Origin of the sequence: Vibrio sp. ED004 (assembly GCF_023206395.1) — a bacterium.
Taxonomy (GTDB): Bacteria; Pseudomonadota; Gammaproteobacteria; order Enterobacterales; family Vibrionaceae; genus Vibrio.
In genome coordinates, this window is record NZ_CP066150.1 from 1,341,750 (window position 1) to 1,363,282 (window position 21,533).

At 44.6% G+C, this 21,533-nt stretch carries 12 protein-coding genes; 9 read left to right on the plus strand and 3 right to left on the minus strand.

The window, feature by feature from the left end:
• From ITG10_RS23400 to ITG10_RS23410, 3 genes are read right to left on the minus strand one after another with little or no spacing between them, the layout of a single operon-like run.
• Complete coding sequence (locus ITG10_RS23400; protein WP_248386940.1) at positions 1 to 1,827, minus strand: cadherin-like domain-containing protein; 1,827 nt, start codon at positions 1,825 to 1,827, stop codon at positions 1 to 3.
• Positions 1,824 to 2,864, minus strand: coding sequence for a tandem-95 repeat protein (locus ITG10_RS23405; RefSeq protein ID WP_348983575.1), 1,041 nt, complete (start codon positions 2,862 to 2,864; stop codon positions 1,824 to 1,826). The genes ITG10_RS23400 and ITG10_RS23405 overlap by 4 nt, the downstream gene beginning before the upstream one ends.
• Positions 2,864 to 7,900 carry a tandem-95 repeat protein gene (locus tag ITG10_RS23410; RefSeq protein WP_248386941.1) on the minus strand — a complete coding sequence of 1,679 codons (5,037 nt, stop codon included), beginning with the start codon at positions 7,898 to 7,900 and terminating at the stop codon, positions 2,864 to 2,866. The genes ITG10_RS23405 and ITG10_RS23410 overlap by 1 nt, the downstream gene beginning before the upstream one ends.
• Before the next feature lie 189 nt (positions 7,901 to 8,089).
• Between ITG10_RS23410 and ITG10_RS23415 the strand changes: the two genes are divergently transcribed.
• The 9 genes from ITG10_RS23415 (at position 8,090) to ITG10_RS23455 (ending at position 21,533) form a co-directional block, all read left to right on the plus strand.
• Complete coding sequence (locus ITG10_RS23415) at positions 8,090 to 8,449, plus strand: hypothetical protein (protein ID WP_017632884.1); 360 nt, start codon at positions 8,090 to 8,092, stop codon at positions 8,447 to 8,449.
• A gap of 3 nt (positions 8,450 to 8,452) precedes the next feature.
• A complete protein-coding gene (locus tag ITG10_RS23420; RefSeq protein WP_248386942.1) occupies positions 8,453 to 9,802 on the plus strand; it encodes an HlyD family type I secretion periplasmic adaptor subunit in 1,350 nt (449 codons plus the stop codon).
• A 3-nt stretch (positions 9,803 to 9,805) separates the two neighbouring features.
• Entirely contained in the window at positions 9,806 to 12,037 is a 2,232-nt protein-coding gene (locus ITG10_RS23425) for a response regulator (RefSeq protein ID WP_248386943.1), read from the plus strand.
• Positions 12,012 to 13,436, plus strand: coding sequence for a TolC family protein (locus ITG10_RS23430; protein ID WP_017629998.1), 1,425 nt, complete (start codon positions 12,012 to 12,014; stop codon positions 13,434 to 13,436). Before ITG10_RS23425 ends, ITG10_RS23430 begins: the two co-directional genes overlap by 26 nt.
• The gene (locus ITG10_RS23435; RefSeq protein ID WP_017629997.1) at positions 13,426 to 15,033 is read left to right on the plus strand and encodes an ABC transporter transmembrane domain-containing protein; all 1,608 of its coding nucleotides are present in this window, start codon (positions 13,426 to 13,428) and stop codon (positions 15,031 to 15,033) included. Before ITG10_RS23430 ends, ITG10_RS23435 begins: the two co-directional genes overlap by 11 nt.
• The gene (locus ITG10_RS23440; RefSeq protein ID WP_017629996.1) at positions 15,008 to 17,146 is read left to right on the plus strand and encodes an ATP-binding cassette domain-containing protein; all 2,139 of its coding nucleotides are present in this window, start codon (positions 15,008 to 15,010) and stop codon (positions 17,144 to 17,146) included. The genes ITG10_RS23435 and ITG10_RS23440 overlap by 26 nt, the downstream gene beginning before the upstream one ends.
• Before the next feature lie 109 nt (positions 17,147 to 17,255).
• Complete coding sequence (locus tag ITG10_RS23445; protein ID WP_017629995.1) at positions 17,256 to 17,630, plus strand: hypothetical protein; 375 nt, start codon at positions 17,256 to 17,258, stop codon at positions 17,628 to 17,630.
• Positions 17,631 to 17,843: 213 nt separating this feature from the next.
• A complete protein-coding gene (locus tag ITG10_RS23450; protein WP_017629994.1) occupies positions 17,844 to 21,047 on the plus strand; it encodes a response regulator in 3,204 nt (1,067 codons plus the stop codon).
• A gap of 9 nt (positions 21,048 to 21,056) precedes the next feature.
• Positions 21,057 to 21,533, plus strand: a complete 477-nt coding sequence (locus ITG10_RS23455) for a hypothetical protein (protein ID WP_017629993.1) — start codon at positions 21,057 to 21,059, stop codon at positions 21,531 to 21,533.

Genomic DNA, 21,533 nt, shown 5'->3' on the forward strand with positions numbered 1-21,533 from the left:
TTAACTTGGTAACTGGTTGAGCCCCACTACCGGTGCATCGTTAATATCAGACACTGTAATGTTTATAGAGTTCTCTGCCGTTGTAGAGCCATCACTGGCTACATAACGCAGCTCGATATTACCGTTAAAGTTATCGTTCGGTACAAAGCTATAAACTCCTCCAGCAATCTCTGTCAAGACACCATCAGAACCTGTATAACTCACCGACTCAATCGAAACAGAGTCGCCATCAATATCGCTAACGTTAGCAAGAATGTCGTTATCACTGAGTATTAAAGTACCATCCTCACCCACATCGACATTAAAGCTATCTGCAACGACAGAGTCATTAACCGGATTCACCGTTAAATCAAGACCCGTAGCCACCGTTGCCGTGCCATCACTAACATCAAACGTTAACGCCAAATCACCGTTAAAATCGGCCGTTGGAGTGACGGTAAAGCTACCATCCCCGTTATCGATAACCGAACCACCACTAGCAAGCTCTAAATTCGAAGCGGTTAAATCATCACCATCAATGTCACTGGCATTGCCCAACAACTGCTCTTGGCTAAGCGTGATGGTGCCATCCTCGTCCACATTGTACGCCACATTACCCGACACTATCGGCGTGTCATTCACCGCTATGACACCAACATCCGCAGTGGTTGTCGCAGTCGCCCCATCATCATCGACGACGGTGACATTAATCGACACATCGCCGTTGAAGTTGTCATTCGGTGCAAAACTGTAAGTACCATTACCGTTATTAGTGAAGATACCGTCTCCACCTGTGTAACTCACACTCTCAACAGTAACTGTACCGTCAATATCTGAACTGTTTGCCAATAGTTGTTCATCATTGAAGGTGAGCAAACCATCTTCATTTGCTTGATAACTGGTCGAGCCCGCAACAGGTGCATCGTTTACATCTGTCACGCTGACATTGATGTTCGCGTCCGTCGTGCTAGTACCATCACTCACCTTAAAGTCAAGCGCAACGTCACCATTGAAGTTGTCGTTCGGTACGAAGCTGTAAGTGCCATTGCCATTGTCGGTAAACACACCATCGGTACCGTTGTAACTGACCGACTCAATCGACAAGTCGTCGCCATCAATGTCTGTCGCGTTAGTAAGCAGTTGCTCGTCCGTGAAGGTCAACGTGCCATCTTCACTGACGGTATAGGTAGCATCACTCACCACGGTTAAGTCATTAGTAGGATTCACCGTTAAATCAAGACCCGTAGCCACCGTTGCCGTGCCATCACTAACATCAAACGTTAACGCCAAATCACCGTTAAAATCGGCCGTTGGAGTGACGGTAAAGCTACCATCCCCGTTATCGATAACCGAACCACCACTAGCAAGCTCTAAATTCGAAGCGGTTAAATCATCACCATCAATGTCACTGGCATTGCCCAACAACTGCTCTTGGCTAAGCGTGATGGTGCCATCCTCGTCCACATTGTACGCCACATTACCCGACACTATCGGCGTGTCATTCACCGCTATGACATCAACATCCGCAGTGGTTGTCGCAGTCGCCCCATCATCATCGACGACGGTGACATTAATCGACACATCGCCGTTGAAGTTGTCATTCGGTGCAAAACTGTAAGTACCATTACCGTTATTAGTGAAGATACCGTCTCCACCTGTGTAACTCACACTCTCAACAGTAACTGTACCGTCAATATCTGAACTGTTTGCCAATAGTTGTTCATCATTGAAGGTGAGCAAACCATCTTCATTTGCTTGATAACTGGTCGAGCCCGCAACAGGTGCATCGTTTACATCTGTCACGCTGACATTGATGTTCGCGTCCGTCGTGTTAGTACCATCACTCACCGTAAATCAAGCGCAACGTCACCATTGAAGTTGTCGTTCGGTACGAAACTGTAAGTGCCGTTGCCATTGTCGGTAAACACACCATCGGTACCGTTGTAACTGACCGACTCAATCGACAAGTCGTCGCCATCAATGTCTGTCGCGTTAGTAAGCAGTTGCTCGTCCGTGAAGGTCAACGTGCCCTCTTCATTAACGGCGTAGGTAGCATCACTCACCACGGTTAAGTCATTAGTAGGATTCACCGTTAAATCAAGACCCGTAGCCACCGTTGCCGTGCCATCACTAACATCAAACGTTAACGCCAAATCACCGTTAAAATCGGCCGTTGGAGTGACGGTAAAGCTACCATCCCCGTTATCGATAACCGAACCACCACTAGCAAGCTCTAAATTCGAAGCGGTTAAATCATCACCATCAATGTCACTGGCATTGCCCAACAACTGCTCTTGGCTAAGCGTGATGGTGCCATCCTCGTCCACATTGTACGCCACATTACCCGACACTATCGGCGTGTCATTCACCGCTATGACACCAACATCCGCAGTGGTTGTCGCAGTCGCCCCATCATCATCGACGACGGTGACATTAATCGACACATCGCCGTTGAAGTTGTCATTCGGTGCAAAACTGTAAGTACCATTACCGTTATTAGTGAAGATACCGTCTCCACCTGTGTAACTCACACTCTCAACAGTAACTGTACCGTCAATATCTGAACTGTTTGCTAATAGCTGTACATCGCTAAACGTTAACAAACCATCTTCATTAACTTGGTAACTGGTTGCTCCCACTACCGGTGCATCGTTAATATCAGACACTGTAATGTTTATAGAGTTCTCTGCCGTTGTAGAGCCATCACTGGCTACATAACTTAGCTCGATATTACCGTTAAAGTTATCGTTCGGAGCAAAGCTATAAACTCCTCCAGCAATCTCTGTCAAGACACCATCAGAACCTGTATAACTCACCGACTCAATCGAAACAGAGTCGCCATCAATATCGCTAACGTTAGCAAGAATGTCGTTATCACTGAGTATTAAGTACCATCCTCACCCACATCGACATTAAAGCTATCTGCAACGACAGAGTCATTAACCGGATTCACCGTTAAATCAAGACCCGTAGCCACCGTTGCCGTGCCATCACTAACATCAAACGTTAACGCCAAATCACCGTTAAAATCGGCCGTTGGAGTGACGGTAAAGCTACCATCCCCGTTATCGATAACCGAACCACCACTAGCAAGCTCTAAATTCGAAGCGGTTAAATCATCACCATCAATGTCACTGGCATTGCCCAACAACTGCTCTTGGCTAAGCGTGATGGTGCCATCCTCGTCCACATTGTACGCCACATTACCCGACACTATCGGCGTGTCATTCACCGCTATGACATCAACATCCGCAGTGGTTGTCGCAGTCGCCCCATCATCATCGACGACGGTGACATTAATCGACACATCGCCGTTGAAGTTGTCATTCGGTGCAAAACTGTAAGTACCATTACCGTTATTAGTGAAGATACCGTCTCCACCTGTGTAACTCACACTCTCAACAGTAACTGTACCGTCAATATCTGAACTGTTTGCCAATAGTTGTTCATCATTGAAGGTGAGCAAACCATCTTCATTTGCTTGATAACTGGTCGAGCCCGCAACAGGTGCATCGTTTACATCTGTCACGCTGACATTGATGTTCGCGTCCGTCGTGTTAGTACCATCACTCACCGTAAAATCAAGCGCAACGTCACCATTGAAGTTGTCGTTCGGTACGAAACTGTAAGTGCCGTTGCCATTGTCGGTAAACACACCATCGGTACCGTTGTAACTGACCGACTCAATCGACAAGTCGTCGCCATCAATGTCTGTCGCGTTAGTAAGCAGTTGCTCGTCCGTGAAGGTCAACGTGCCATCTTCACTGACGGTATAGGTAGCATCACTCACCACGGTTAAGTCATTAGTAGGATTCACCGTTAAATCAAGACCCGTAGCCACCGTTGCCGTGCCATCACTAACATCAAACGTTAACGCCAAATCACCGTTAAAATCGGCCGTTGGAGTGACGGTAAAGCTACCATCCCCGTTATCGATAACCGAACCACCACTAGCAAGCTCTAAATTCGAAGCGGTTAAATCATCACCATCAATGTCACTGGCATTGCCCAACAACTGCTCTTGGCTAAGCGTGATGGTGCCATCCTCGTCCACATTGTACGCCACATTACCCGACACTATCGGCGTGTCATTCACCGCTATGACATCAACATCCGCAGTGGTTGTCGCAGTCGCCCCATCATCATCGACGACGGTGACATTAATCGACACATCGCCGTTGAAGTTGTCATTCGGTGCAAAACTGTAAGTACCATTACCGTTATTAGTGAAGATACCGTCTCCACCTGTGTAACTCACACTCTCAACAGTAACTGTACCGTCAATATCTGAACTGTTTGCCAATAGTTGTTCATCATTGAAGGTGAGCAAACCATCTTCATTTGCTTGATAACTGGTCGAGCCCGCAACAGGTGCATCGTTTACATCTGTCACGCTGACATTGATGTTCGCGTCCGTCGTGTTAGTACCATCACTCACCGTAAAATCAAGCGCAACGTCACCATTGAAGTTGTCGTTCGGTACGAAACTGTAAGTGCCGTTGCCATTGTCGGTAAACACACCATCGGTACCGTTGTAACTGACCGACTCAATCGACAAGTCGTCGCCATCAATGTCTGTCGCGTTAGTAAGCAGTTGCTCGTCCGTGAAGGTCAACGTGCCCTCTTCATTAACGGCGTAGGTAGCATCACTCACCACGGTTAAGTCATTAGTAGGATTCACCGTTAAATCAAGACCCGTAGCCACCGTTGCCGTGCCATCACTAACATCAAACGTTAACGCCAAATCACCGTTAAAATCGGCCGTTGGAGTGACGGTAAAGCTACCATCCCCGTTATCGATAACCGAACCACCACTAGCAAGCTCTAAATTCGAAGCGGTTAAATCATCACCATCAATGTCACTGGCATTGCCCAACAACTGCTCTTGGCTAAGCGTGATGGTGCCATCCTCGTCCACATTGTACGCCACATTACCCGACACTATCGGCGTGTCATTCACCGCTATGACACCAACATCCGCAGTGGTTGTCGCAGTCGCCCCATCATCATCGACGACGGTGACATTAATCGACACATCGCCGTTGAAGTTGTCATTCGGTGCAAAACTGTAAGTACCATTACCGTTATTAGTGAAGATACCGTCTCCACCTGTGTAACTCACACTCTCAACAGTAACTGTACCGTCAATATCTGAACTGTTTGCTAATAGCTGTACATCGCTAAACGTTAACAAACCATCTTCATTAACTTGGTAACTGGTTGCTCCCACTACCGGTGCATCGTTAATATCAGACACTGTAATGTTTATAGAGTTCTCTGCCGTTGTAGAGCCATCACTGGCTACATAACTTAGCTCGATATTACCGTTAAAGTTATCGTTCGGAGCAAAGCTATAAACTCCTCCAGCAATCTCTGTCAAGACACCATCAGAACCTGTATAACTCACCGACTCAATCGAAACAGAGTCGCCATCAATATCGCTAACGTTAGCAAGAATGTCGTTATCACTGAGTATTAAAGTACCATCCTCACCCACATCGACATTAAAGCTATCTGCAACGACAGAGTCATTAACCGGATTCACCGTTAAATCAAGACCCGTAGCCACCGTTGCCGTGCCATCACTAACATCAAACGTTAACGCCAAATCACCGTTAAAATCGGCCGTTGGAGTGACGGTAAAGCTACCATCCCCGTTATCGATAACCGAACCACCACTAGCAAGCTCTAAATTCGAAGCGGTTAAATCATCACCATCAATGTCACTGGCATTGCCCAACAACTGCTCTTGGCTAAGCGTGATGGTGCCATCCTCGTCCACATTGTACGCCACATTACCCGACACTATCGGCGTGTCATTCACCGCTATGACATCAACATCCGCAGTGGTTGTCGCAGTCGCCCCATCATCATCGACGACGGTGACATTAATCGACACATCGCCGTTGAAGTTGTCATTCGGTGCAAAACTGTAAGTACCATTACCGTTATTAGTGAAGATACCGTCTCCACCTGTGTAACTCACACTCTCAACAGTAACTGTACCGTCAATATCTGAACTGTTTGCCAATAGTTGTTCATCATTGAAGGTGAGCAAACCATCTTCATTTGCTTGATAACTGGTCGAGCCCGCAACAGGTGCATCGTTTACATCTGTCACGCTGACATTGATGTTCGCGTCCGTCGTGTTAGTACCATCACTCACCGTAAAATCAAGCGCAACGTCACCATTGAAGTTGTCGTTCGGTACGAAACTGTAAGTGCCGTTGCCATTGTCGGTAAACACACCATCGGTACCGTTGTAACTGACCGACTCAATCGACAAGTCGTCGCCATCAATGTCTGTCGCGTTAGTAAGCAGTTGCTCGTCCGTGAAGGTCAACGTGCCCTCTTCACTGACGGTATAGGTAGCATCACTCACCACGGTTAAGTCATTAGTAGGATTCACCGTTAAATCAAGACCCGTAGCCACCGTTGCCGTGCCATCACTAACATCAAACGTTAACGCCAAATCACCGTTAAAATCGGCCGTTGGAGTGACGGTAAAGCTACCATCCCCGTTATCGATAACCGAACCACCACTAGCAAGCTCTAAATTCGAAGCGGTTAAATCATCACCATCAATGTCACTGGCATTGCCCAACAACTGCTCTTGGCTAAGCGTGATGGTGCCATCCTCGTCCACATTGTACGCCACATTACCCGACACTATCGGCGTGTCATTCACCGCTATGACACCAACATCCGCAGTGGTTGTCGCAGTCGCCCCATCATCATCGACGACGGTGACATTAATCGACACATCGCCGTTGAAGTTGTCATTCGGTGCAAAACTGTAAGTACCATTACCGTTATTAGTGAAGATACCGTCTCCACCTGTGTAACTCACACTCTCAACAGTAACTGTACCGTCAATATCTGAACTGTTTGCCAATAGTTGTTCATCATTGAAGGTGAGCAAACCATCTTCATTTGCTTGATAACTGGTCGAGCCCGCAACAGGTGCATCGTTTACATCTGTCACGCTGACATTGATGTTCGCGTCCGTCGTGCTAGTACCATCACTCACCTTAAAGTCAAGCGCAACGTCACCATTGAAGTTGTCGTTCGGTACGAAGCTGTAAGTGCCATTGCCATTGTCGGTAAACACACCATCGGTACCGTTGTAACTGACCGACTCAATCGACAAGTCGTCGCCATCAATGTCTGTCGCGTTAGTAAGCAGTTGCTCGTCCGTGAAGGTCAACGTGCCCTCTTCATTAACGGCGTAGGTAGCATCACTAACCACTGTGGCATCATTCTGAGCATCAACTTGAATATCAAACGTTTCGCTTGTTGTCTCAGAATCGAAGCTTTCTTCTTGTAAAGTAGCTTCGTCCCTATCTTGTACGTGAACATCAAAAGTTTCTTCTATTGTCTCTGAATCAATATTATCTGAATCATCATCACCTACAGGTTGCTCAGATGATTCTGAAGAGTCGGCGATAGCCGACGTTGACGTACTTGAGGCTTGCTCTTGTTCTTCGTTACTTTTTGCACTTACACCGCCATCTGAACCTTCCGTGTTTTCGCCACCTACCGCTTGAGCACCTGCTCCCGAATCTCCGCCATTGCCCACCGCTTCACCAGCTTCTGCATCAGACGCTACGCCGCCAACTATATTCGATTGAGCATCACCAGAGTCGCTACCAACTTCCGATGTCTCTTCTTGAACTGCACCACTCGAAGTCTCAACTTCTTCTTCGTTACCAGCTCCACTTGGATCATCTGCTAGGGCTTGGTTAACTTCGTCTGCTGCATCCGTATTTTCAGCACCCGTCGCTATTGTCGACGCTATCGTATTCTGTTGATTTTGTTGATTCTGCTGCTGGGAGGGCGTACCCGCGTCGCTCGTGTCCGTTTGTTCTACCGCATCATTTAGGTCTTCATTTTGGTTATTTTGGTTATTTTCGCCTGCCATTACAGCCTCCGTTGCTACTAGCTAACTGATCGTATTTAGAATCATTAAAGGACACCATTTTGAAAAACCAAATTTTTATACACCATTTTTTATATTTTTCTTTTTATGCATAAAGAATTAAAAAAAATTTGAAAACCACCTTTAAAGATCCTTAGTTATTGTGATTAAAGCAATTAAGGCAGTGGAGCGATGATAGACATGACGAATTTGTTGCGCTCGGTTGACAACAACCACAAGGGGCTGCAATTGTTATTGGGCGACTTTTACAATGACTTTTCTGACGCAGCCCTAAATATAGAAGAATTTCATAAAGGTAATCGTTTTGATGAACTCAACCGTTACTCAAAAAAACTGAAGACCATCTTAACGCTGCTTTGCGATCAAGACCTTCCGCCCAAAATGGCTAAATTGGAACATTTGAGCAGACACGAGTTCCCTGCGCCGGAAGAGCTTATAGAGGATGTAAAAACTGAATTGCACAAAGTCAATCGACAAATCAATCACTTGTTGGATATTAAGGCTGTGGTTGATGAAAAGTCATCGAGGTAGGTCATGAGCAATAACCAAATAGAACATCACCTCAGAAAAGCGCTTGTTTCAAATAACGAGGCTTCTAAGGTCACTGCAGATGACACTATTGTGCTTGCTAGTGCCATGACCAGCGTTCACAAAACGCTACTCATTATATTTTTACTCGCTTTGGTCGCCATAGCCGTGGCATCGCAAGCACGTATCGACATTGTTGTGTCTGTGCGTGGTGAACTGCTATTGGAGTCCGATGTCGAGAAGGTTCAACATCTAGAAGGCGGGATATTAGAAGAATTGCTCGTCAGAAAAGGTGAAGTCGTCTACGAAGGCCAACCTATCGCTCGAATTCGCTCACTCGACCGTAACACCCAGCTTGATACCGTAAATACTGAAATTATCCAGATAGAACTCGATAAGATTCGTTATGAAAGCTTACGTGACATGGTAGAGCCTAACTTTGATGCTTTCATTGAGAAATATCCAGAGCAAGTTCAGGTCAACATGAACACGTGGAAGCAAGAGTTCTCTAAGAACCGTTCAAATGAGGAGCTCATCACGCACGATATTAAGCACAAGAATTCGCTCATCAGTTCTATGTTGAAACGCCGCAAGAGTTCAGAGAATCAGCTATCTCTGATACGTAAACAGCTCAACATCAAAAACACCCTCTACAAAGAAGAGATGGCATCTTATGTCGACGTCCTCAACATGAAAGTACAAGAGTCTAATATGGTGCGAGAAATAGAGAACCTTGACGAGTCTGTGATGAACGAGCGTTTTCAACTCGACAAACTAGAGAAACAACATCGTGACTTGGTTGAGAACCGAAACTCAGAGTATCAAGCGCAAATTATTCAAGCGAATAAAGACCTTAAGTTGAAGCGTATCTTACAACCTCAGCATTCCGACAAAGTTGATCGTCTGATCGTCTACTCTCCAGTGGATGGTGTGGTCGACAAAGTACACTTCAACTTCCGTTCCGCTGTGATCCCACCAGGTGAAAGTATCGCTGATATTGCACCGATCAATAACTCCCTGCACGGTGAAGCGAAGATCCCACGTAAAGACATGGGCTTTGTTGAGATAGGCCAAGCGGTAAAAGTAAAAATGGACACCTATAACTTTGCAAAGTATGGGTTTGTTGAAGGAACTATCGCCTCAATCAGCCGCTCATCATACGAAGAAGAAGATGCCGAATTCTATTTGGCAGAGATTGAAATTGACCGAAACTTTCTTGAACGAGGAGGCACTCAATACAAATTATCGCCTTATATGGAATTTACCGCCGATGTAAAAACAGGTTCGCGTCGCGTGATCGAATACGCAGCGAAGCCTGTGATGTCTGCCATTGAAGATGCATTCGATGAGAGGTAATTAATGAGCGGAAAACCTTCCTACAGTATTTCCTTACCAGCCTTGCGCTTAAGCATATTCTTTAGCGTGATATTGGCTGCGTTCGCTTTCTATTTATACTTTTCTTGGGCGAAAGTAGATTCGGTTGCGCAAGTCCAAAGCGCCCCCTTGATCATACAAGCCCAGAAACTTAATCAGACAATAGAACTTGATATACAAACTTTGCAGCACTGCTTAAAAGAGCATAATTGCAATACCAATGAGTTTGATCCATCGACTTTGAAAAGTGAGATAGATGAGTTTCGTTCTTTGGCTTCGTTAAACAAAACCGAATTCAGCTTAGTTGGCGCGACTGAATATACTCAGCTTGAATTAGCGATTAACCGTTTTTCTGATAGCGCCAAAACACGTAACGATATACTCGATTTATATCTCTCACTGACTAACAACTACCTGCAAATGGATGACAACTACCGCACCATGTTTAACAACCATGCCAGCGACCTGATGTCTGAGAAAAACGAGTTCTTTGTCTGGTTATTTATGGTGGTCGTGATATTGGCTGTGATTGCAGTTCTGTCGAACTTAGTGGCCATATTGAAGCTTAAGAAATCTAGCTCCAATGAGCGCGAAATCGACTATGAGTTTGATGCGCTCTATCAAGAGCTAAAGGAACTCGATTTACAAAGACTCGAAGAGCTTCTTAATGAAGTGAGCATCAACCCCAAACAACGCCAAATCTACTCTCACCTCAAGTTGATCTTCAGTAAATTAGAAGACCAAAAGCGTAATAACGATCTCTATAAACAGCTGTATGCACTAATCGGCTATGAGATTCGCGGTATCACCAACACCATCAACGGCGGTGTTCAATATCTGGTTCAAGAAACCGATGAAAACGGCGTATTGATGGCGAAGGATATAACCTCTGCATGCAGCACCTTATCTGAGCTAGCAGAAAACTATAATCGATTGATTTCACAGGGTACGGAAAGTAAATCGAAAGAGTTTTCGCTACTCAACGTACTGTCGGAATTGATGATTCATATCAGTGCCAAAGTTCAACGGAATGAAGGCGAACTTGATTGTTTTATTTCAGACAATTTACCGAATCGTGTTGCAGGCCAATCCACCAGCTTATTCTGGATACTGTTTCTACAACTTTCTAACGCTATTCAACTCAAATCGAATAAAAAATTATTTGTGACGATTGAATCGGGTGCGGCGTCAAACATGGAAAATACCCGTGTCACCATCAACCTCAACTTCTTATCAACGCTGGATGTCTCTGTTGCCAAGCTCAATAAACTCCAATGGAGCGCTCATAAAGACCACACAACCAACACAGATGACTTGGCTAAGAGCGTGCTAAAAGATTATGGCTATTACGAAAGCCATTGGTTTCAATCTGGAGCACAAGAGCGCTTTCAGATTGAACTCGACCTCAAGGCGAAAAACTTCCATACCGAGAAAACCCGCTTCGATGGCAAGCGTTTACTGTTATGTACCAATACTCAGATCCGTATTGATGTGATGAAGAAAATGCTCAGTAACTTAGGGCTGGACATCACCGAGATTCGCACTGCTAACGAACTTTTCTTAGCTGCGAAAACGTTCGGGGATTACGATGCGATTATGCTGACGGATACCTTTGAGCCCAATAAGTTACCTTCACTGAGCAAAACAGTAAAGTCTCAACTTAAGAACCACCCAAACACCAAGTTGCTGTTATCAGTGGCCAACACTCAACAAGCACAAGAGTGTCATAGCTTCGTCGATAAGATCATCAACTCCCCTGCTATCCCTTATGAATTCATTCCAAATCTACTCACCATTATGGAAGCAGAAGCCTCGGAAGAGCAGATGGAAAACAGCTCATTCCTTATCGTAGAAGATGACCGTGTTCAGCAGATCTTGCTCAAACGAATTCTTACTAAACAAGAGTATGAACCAGATACCGTTGGCGATGGTGCCGATGCCGTGAAACATTTCATGAATAAACGTTCCGACATCATCTTCATGGACTGCATCATGCCAGGAATGGGTGGCATCGAAGCTACAAAACGCATTCGTCAGTTCGAACAAGAAAACGAGAAAAAACCTTGTACCATCATTGGTGCAACCGCATTGACCAGTAGTAACGAACACCAGGCTTGTATTGAGGCCGGAATGGATTACGTGATCAGTAAACCTTATAAAAGCGACCAAATCATCAAGGTGATCAACAAGTATGTTGCGGTACAGAAACTTAACTAGCAGCATAATAGCTGCACTCGCATTCAGCACGACACCTTCAGCATCGGCAACGACCCTGCTAGAGGCGGTAGAGCTTGGCCTGCAAAACAGCCTGTCTCTCCGCGCCAGTGATAAAGGTGTGGAAGAAAACGAGTACAATATTGGTATCAGCCGCTCTAAATTTCTGCCATCCCTCAATGGTGCTGCAGATACCACATGGAATGAGAATGAAACCTTGCTATCAAGCGTGCCGGATGAAACCTCTAGCTATAACTCAAACAGCTACAGCCTTTCTCTTTCCCAGTCCATATTCAACCTTGGCGACATTTTCAAATATGGGACTGCCAAGCTTGACTTCAATATTGAAGAGATTAAGCACGAGAACAAAATCCAAAGCACTATTTCGGAAATCGGTTCTCAATACTTTGAGTATTTGAAAAACAACGCTCAAATCAAAGCGACTAAGGTTGAACTGAAATCGTCTGAAACGCGTGAACATCAAATGCGACGCAATGTGGAACTCGGCAATACGGCCGCCAGTGAGCTTTACGAAGTTATCGCTCAAAAAGAAGGTGTATCGAATCGATTGAGAACCTTACAGAAAGACCGTCGTGTCATTCTCAACGGGCTATCGATTCAGATTCAATACCCTATCACTCCGTCGCAAGATATATACGAAAGTGTGCCTTTGAAAGAGATAAACGAAACCGAACAACGCTCAATCATGGATCAAGCGTTAAAGCTCAACAACGACTTGTTAGTAGCCAAGAAAAACGTCGAGAGAAGCCGACGAAGCTTAAAAGAGAGCGGTTCGAACTTCTTGCCTACCGTGTCGCTTTCAGCCAGTTATCGTCACGATGACGCCAATAACTACGACAAAACCGACATCACAGCGACAGGTGAAAGTAACTCAACCAGCGTTGGCTTAAATCTAGCCGTGCCTATCTTGTCTGGTGGCTCTGATTACTACGGATATCAAAAATCATCGACCGCCATCGAGCGTACTGAACTGCTTTACCAAGACTCCCTTTATACAGCACGTAACAGCGTGAATACCGCCGTGCTCAACATTAATGATTTCTCGCAATCTATCAGCAGTTACGAAAACATCATTCGTGCCAACTATGCCTCTTACAAAGGGATCCAAAGGGCTTACCAGTTAGGCACGCGTACCATCACCGACCTGCTTGCCGCAGAAAGTAAACTGTTTAGCGCGTTAAGAGATTACGAAAGCGCACGATACGACTACATCATAGAGACCATTAAGCTTGAACAAACAAAAGGCGTACTCTCGATTCAATCTATCGAAAGCATCATGCAATTAATGAGTGATATCGAAGGTCGCGATAATCAAGAACTCGTGCCTAAACACCTTCTTTCAACGGATTCATTGAAGAAAAGAGGCCGTAATGCAAACTGAGCAGTTTTCTCAAAAGATCAATATGGCAGATAAGTGTTATCTGACTTTCTCTACGATAATTTCCACCCTGTTTGGCTTGGTATTGCCCTTCTCTATTCTGATCATTTTTGACCGAGTATTACCCAACCAAGCACAAGACACCTTGTTCTTATTGTTTGCGATTATCTTGATTTCTATCTTCCTCGATTACCATCTTAAAAGTCAGGAAGAGAAGATATCTTCCGTCATCATGAGGCAGTTTGAGACCAACTTAACCAACAAGGTATTCCAATCCATCTGTTTGGCTGAAATATCTAAATTCCGTCGTTTAGAACCGGGCGAATACCTAGAACGAATCTCAACCATTCCAGAACTTAAAACCTTCTTTGGTGGCGAATCAGTTCGAGCGCTGATTAACCTAGCCGTCAGTGTGATTACCATCCTCATTATTGGCCTAATTAACATATGGGCTGGCGTGACACTTCTGATTGCCTCGCTCATTTTAGCTATTTTCGCGTGGAGCCTTTCTAAACAAAAGATTGGCAGTTTGCAGAATAAGTCAGACATCGAAGGCTTAACCACATCCAAAATCATTGAGATCATCTCGAGCCCGCTGGATATCAAAGCTCGAAACATGGAATACCGCGTAGAAAGCTTAATGACTCAAATGGTTGAAGAGCGTGAAGTAGAGAACATCAAATATGAGCAGATTGAATCCAACTTCGGCCTAATATTAGCGTTGATTCAACAGCTTTCTATTGCTTGTGTGGTTGTCGTTTTGGCGACGGCCGTAATCAATATGGAATCTAGCCAAGGCATCATGGCTGCGATCATCATGCTGACCAACCGTTACTTTGCTCCCTACCAACAAGTGATGCGCACCGCGAGCCGCTGGGAATTAAACAAGCTCCATATCCAACGTATCGCTGGCCTCCTTGAATTAACAGCCTCTGTTGAGCATCAACATGAAACAACAGAAGTCGAACGTATTTCAATCAAGTACTCTGACAAACAACGTATCGAGTTTGAACTGGGACAAGCCTACCTGCTCACAGGTAAGAGTGGTTCAGGTAAGACACACTTAGCCAACTGTATTACGCGACAAAACAATGATAACAAACTCGATATCATGATTAACGACACGCCTCTCGATGACGTCAATTACAACGTTTGGCGTAACAGCGTGCTCATGGTTGATAAGACCAGTTCGTTCGTGGAAGGAACCATAATAGATAACCTCACTTGCTTCCGACCAAGCTTGAACAACACGGCATTTGCACTGTGTCAAATCATGAATATCAAGGCGCAAATTGACGGGCTTCCGGCTGGGTTTTATACCGAACTCAAAGGCCATATGCGAACCCCATTCTCACGTCAAGTAAGTTACGCCTTATTATTGGTTCGCGCTCTACTCGCCAATAAACGTGTATTGATATTCGACGATATTGATTGTGTATTTGATGAGGAGTTTGCACAAGTGGTGCTTACCAGTGCCGCTTATCGTGCCAATGATAAAATCCTAATCATTGCCAGCAATAAAATGGATAAACTTAACCATCGCCTCAAACGCGTAAACTTAACGGAGGTGACCAATGAGTATCTTAATAGACTTCAATAATGTTCCACAGCGAATTTTGGACTTTGAAGCAAGCGGTTATGATGAGCGTTACAACCACTCACCTCTGATTCGCGGCTTAGCTTACACTTTAATAGCATTGGAATGGGAAGGTACACCTTCTATCCTCAGCGACGCCTTTATTCCAAAGCCGAAAGATGGCGACAGTTTTACTGCGACGATAGAGCGTCTTGGATACCGTTGTGATGTGACCAAACTAAAGACACTCGAGAATATCGATAAGCACCCTTACCCATGCTTTATTGAAGTAGAAAATCTAAGTGCGATCTTCTTAGGTGTTAAAGATGGAAAGTTGCTCTTGTTTGATTACACGAACAACAACACCATTGAATATCCAATGTGCAAAAAGCCCTGCTTGTTGATTTCTCTTAACGAATATTCTCGTCTGTTCCGCGAACCACCACCGGAATCGCAAGATAGAAGTAACTGGATTAAATACGCGTTCTATCGTTACAATAACGAATTCAAGAGCTTAATCATTCTAAGTTTTGTGATCAGCATTCTCGGTGCGCTACAGCCCTTATTTATTATGAGTGTTTATAACTTCGCGCTCACTTCGAGCTCTGAGGCGACACTGTATTGGTTAACATTATTTGCCATCATTGTCGGTTTCTCTGAATACTTCTTTAAGAAAATGCGGGTCAACATCATTGCCACTTCCGGTAAAGATCTCGCCGTACATATATCTCAAGCCGTTATATCTAAGCTACTGTGGCTACCCTACGCGATGACCTCAACAGCCGGAGTCTCTTCACAGTTAGCACGTTTGAAAGATATCGATACGTTCCGACGTTTAGTGACCGCAGAATCAACCCTCAGCTATTTTGATATGCCGTTTGTTATCGTATTCATCATCGCCATTGCTCTGATGTCTGGTACTGCAGCGTTAGTAGTGATGGGTGGCTTAATACTGATGCTCGTCTTCTGTATTTACTCACGTTATATCTACTCGCAAGCCACATCCAAAAGCTCGCGCGCCAATGCGATGGTCTCGTATCAATGGAATGAGATTCTTCGTGGTATCAAGACGATCCAAGGTCTGCCTTTACTGCGCGTGGTTCAATTTCGCTTTAGTGCCTCACATTTGCAAAGCACCAGTGACGCAGAAAACGTTGCCGTTACTAACAGTAAGATTCAGGCCGCTGGTGGTAGTTTGATTCAAGTGATTGGTACTGCAAGTATCGTGACCGCCGTAATTGGCGTAATGGAAGGCACATCTGATGCTGGTGCAATGCTCGCGACCGTTATATTGGTTTGGAAAGCGTTAGGCCCAATCATGGGTATCTACAACTCAATTTCTAAGTTTCAATCGATCAAAGCTTCATCAGCACAGATAAACAACTTGATGTCGATGAACGATGACAAATCAACCTTAGAGAAAAGCCCGCCTATTCGCCTATTCCAAGGCAGCATTGTGGGAAGTGGTGTCAGCCATCGTTACACAGGCGCAGCGACTGGATTAACCAACCTTGGTTTCAAGATACCTCCTAGCGCAAAAGTCGTTATTTGTGGCCCTACGGGTTGCGGCAAAACCACGCTCATATCGATCATTGCTGGGCTAGAAGACCGCTATCAAGGCGCTGTATCTGTCGATGGCTACAACATCAAACAATTCAATAGCTACCGTTATCGCACGTCGATTAACTACATCCCTTTTAATCTGCATATTTTTGAAGGCTCATTAGAGACTAACTTCATACTGCACAATGGCTTGATACCTACCGAGAAGATGCAAGAGATGGTCAGCTTCTTCGAGTTAGATGAATGGCTACCAGAAGGCTTAGCGACTCAATTAAGTGTCGACAAATGCAAAAGCCTTCCCAATGGCATTCAACAAAAATTACGTCTCGCGCTTGGCCTGGGTAACTGTGAGCAATCTCTGATAATCATTGACGAACCGTTCAATGGTGCAGAAAACGAAAATGCACAATATTTTAACCGTTTGTTCAGCGATAAGTTGCTGAATAAAACTGTCATTTTTTCAACCAATGACCCCGGTTTGATCGCGACATCAAACATGAGTTTGGTATTAGAGCCGGATGGAAATTTGAAATATTTTGGCTTAACAGACAAGTACTTAAACAGTTTAAGTTAAACACAGCGATGCTTAATCACAGATTACTCGTTTAACATATGGATGTAATTGACAAAATCATAAGTGAGAGGGATGATTCGCTTTAACATTACACGTAACAAGGAAGCAAATGTACACGTTCGTTGCAGACAAGCTTGATGTAGCTTACTTATCCGCAATTCCTGAGAATCATATATTTCAGGGCTGTGATGTGCCTGAAGAAGAAATCGAACTCCGAGAAATCATTGAGATTTGGTACGAGAGTTCATTCCTGCCCGCTTTCAACCTACAGAAGATTGAGATCGCAAACAAACCAGAGCTCACCATCATACAAACACACGTTTTGAACAATGATACGAGCACGCTCGCCTTCCTACTCAAAAACAGAGTGTATCGCGCTGCACTTAACAGAATACTCGGCGTTTGGACATTAGAACCCTCAGCAAAAAAGATTTTAGAACGGCTTCTGTTCGAGTTAAACCTCGATAACAATCACCCTCATTAGTAAACCTTTTAAGTAATTCATCAATAAGTATGAAATTAAACAAACTGTCAGACGCTATAATTTACTAACAATATATCGTATTTCAAAATAAGCTGTGGAATCACAAGAACTTATACCCCTCCCACACTTCTATTAAATTTACCGTTTCAAAGTTTCCATATCGGCATTTTTATTCTACTGTTTTTATATAAAAACAGTTGGATGGATCCTTATATGGCGATTACGGTCTGGAATAACCTTTCAGTCAAACATAAACTCTTTGGCTTAGTTCTACTTCCCATTTCATTATTACTCTTTTTAGCCGGTAGACAGGCTTACATATTAACGACTCAGTTAACCGATTTTGAACGAACCAATCAGTTGTCTGTGTATCTTCAAGATATTTCCGTCTTATATAGAAGCACTTTGGCTTCTAGCCCCGAGGAGTTTGCTACTCAAAGCAATCAAGTAAAGGCAGAACTTAAAAACTTGTCTCCCCTCGTTTTTTTAGATGCCTCAGACGAAATGAATCAACTTGTTGCCGATTTCAGTGAAGCGACCTTATCGACAATGCAAGCCACAGACAGCTACGATAAATTAGATGCCCTTGAATGGCAGAGCGATTTATACAAGCAACTGTTACTTGAGGTCGAAAAAGTTCCTTTTGAAAACACCAAACGCGAAATTCAACAACACCTTACAGCCCTACAACAACTTGAATGGTTGATGTTTTGGTCGAACGAAGAGTTTAAGCTTGGTAGTTCACTGATTGAGATATTCCAAAGCAGCCAAGAGTACGACCCAGAACTCGCTGAACAGATCGAAACATTAAGTGAAAGACAGCAATTGTTCTTAGAACGCTTTGTTTCATTGAATGCCAATGAGCATCAAGTGTCCTTAATGGTTGAAGTATTTCGAAATGATGTGTTTGCACAAAGCCAAGAGATCAGAAGCGCCCTACTCGATCTAAATGCAATTAGCCAACTGACCCCACAAGAAGTATCTGTCGGCTTAGAGGCAATGAGCGCTCGACTTAACTTGTTACAAAGCCTTGGTAGTGTAATCAAGCAAGAGTTCCAACAAGAAGTTGAGCAAGCCATCTATGACGCACAAATACAGCGAACCCTATTTATTACTATCGTTGCCCTTCTCGCAATGACGGTTATGGGTTTAACTCTAAGTTTGGCAAGACAAGTCACCAACAATCTGAACCTGGTGTTAGCTTTCTTAAAAAGCGAAAATGATGAAACGCGCCCTTCTTTAGAGAAATTAATCCAAGGTAAAGATGAACTCAGTCTGTTTGCTCAGCAGGTTGAACGCTTGACCATCGAGCGTGAACTCGCTAAAGAAAGACTAACAGTCGCTAAAGAGGACGCGGAGAAAGCCAAAGAAGACGCAGAGCAAGCGAAAGATCACGCCATACAAGCCAGTAAGGCCAAAAGTAGCTTCTTGGCAAACATGTCACACGAGATTCGTACTCCATTGAATGGGGTTATTGGTATTTCTGAGATCTTATCTGATACACCGCTGACACCAACACAACGCGATTATGTCGATACCATTGAGACCTCATCTCAGCTGCTACTAAGCCTTATCAACGACATTTTGGACTTCTCTAAGATTGAGTCTGGCATGTTATTGATCAGCCCGCATTCAGCGTCGATTCGAGAATCCATTTACGACATCGCTTCGATTGTTGCGCCTAAAGCCAAAGAGCAGAAAATATCAGTCAACGTCGATATCAGCCCTGACACACCTGCACGTGTCATGATCGATGACCACCGCTTAAGACAGATCTTGATGAACTTTATGTCGAATGCAGTGAAGTTCACAGCCGAAGGTGGTGTAACACTATCAATCAAGACTCTCGAACAGTCTGACGACAATGTGACCATTCGATTTGCAGTGCGCGACACCGGTATTGGTATCGACAAACAGCAACAGAAACAGATATTCGAACCGTTCGCTCAAGAAGATGATTCAACGACCAGACAATTCGGAGGTACCGGCCTTGGTCTTGCTATCAGTACACAGCTTGTTGAGCTTATGGGTGGCCAGATTCAACTCGATTCAGTCAAAGGTGAAGGCAGTTGCTTCTACTTCGATCTAGCGCTCCCTGTTGATTTACCACTTCCAAAACCGAGCACCGCAACGGCAAACATCTACATTCTGGGTAACGAGAACATGCTTTCTCAACGTATAGAAAGCGACCTTAACCTATATGGTTTGAAAGTTACTCAACAAACAAACAGTGCAGACTCCATCAATGATCAAATCTCAGCCAAAAAACACGACAAGCCAATCACGGTCATTTTTGCTGAAGACGATTCATTCCAAGCGAGTGACTATTCAGACAATCTAGACAAGCTCCACAAGAGCGGCGCGACGATTTGTTTAATTCGCTCGTTCCTAAGTGACCCTGCCGATATCGGCCACTGCATTACAGCTCAAGTATCACAACCCCTGCTCGGCTTACGCTTGATAAAAGCGATTGAACTGTGTGATACACAAGGCTTAGCTGAACTGTCAGAAGCCAACCAACAAACTACGACCATTCAACACAAAATCCTTATCGTTGAAGACAACAAGATCAACCAGAAGATTGCTGGGCTTCACGTAGGAAAAAGTGGCTTCGAGTTTGAGTTTGCGAATAACGGCCAAGAAGCCGTGGACATGTTTACCGCAAACCCACATTACGCCGCGATTCTTATGGACTGTATGATGCCCGTTATGGATGGCTTCGAAGCAACAGGCAACATTCGCCGAGTTGAAAAAGAGACCAATGCCACGCGCCGCATCCCTATCATCGCCCTCACCGCAAGTGTGATTGATGACGATATTCAAAAGTGTTTCGATGTGGGTATGGACGACTACGTGCCAAAACCATTCAAGTTCGAGATGTTGAAGGAGAAAGTGCTCGCCGCGGTTGAAGCGATGCCACTGCCAGCCACGCATATCGCGCCAGCAGCATCAACAAGTTCAACCGTTACTCCTATTCATAGCGCACAAACAACCAAGAAAACACTGCCAGAGCAAGCTGAGCTTAACGTTGTGCCAAGCAAGTCTGAGAAGATTCTTTTGGTTGAAGACAATCGCGTAAACCAGAAAGTTGCTTCAGTCATGCTCAAAAAGGCCGGCTACGCCTTCGAGATTGCGGACAACGGCCAAATAGCCGTTGATATGTATCAGAATGACAGCAGCTTCGACATTATTTTAATGGACTGCATGATGCCGGTGATGGATGGCTTCACCGCCACTAAGGAGATTCGCGAACACGAGAAAAACCTAGGCTTAAGCAAGACTCCTATTATCGCGTTAACCGCCAGTGTTATCGATGATGATATTCAAAAGTGCTTTGATTCCGGAATGGATGGGTACGTAGCGAAGCCCGTAAGAAAAGAAAAACTATTCCACCAAATAGAAAGTGCGACTTGTTAGGAGAAACCAATGGATTGGATCAAAACAATTAAAACACTCTCGAGCAGAGCACTGTTACCCGCAGTGATAGGGTTGTTTGGAAGCTTAGTTCTTCTCAGCCCCGCTCATGCTGCAGAAGATTACGCCATATTCTCTTTAGACTCAGGGTTTGAAGAGATATCAATCAACAAAGCGAGAAAGCTATATCGAGGTAAAACCAAACGTCTCAACGGCAAGCGTGTAGAACTCTCCGACTGGCCTGAAAACAGCGCCGAAAGAGAGGCATTTTATCAGCTTCTACTTGGGAAGAACGCCGCTCAAATGAACGCACACTGGGCTGGCTTATCTTTTTCAGGAAAAGCTCGTTATCCAAGAGAAATCAAAACGGCATCAACAGACAGTTTAGTCGACTGGCTAGACGACAAACCAAACCGTATTGGTTACTCCCCACTCTCTTCGGTTCCTCAAAATGCCAACGTTCTCTACGTTATAAGTTCGGAGAAATAA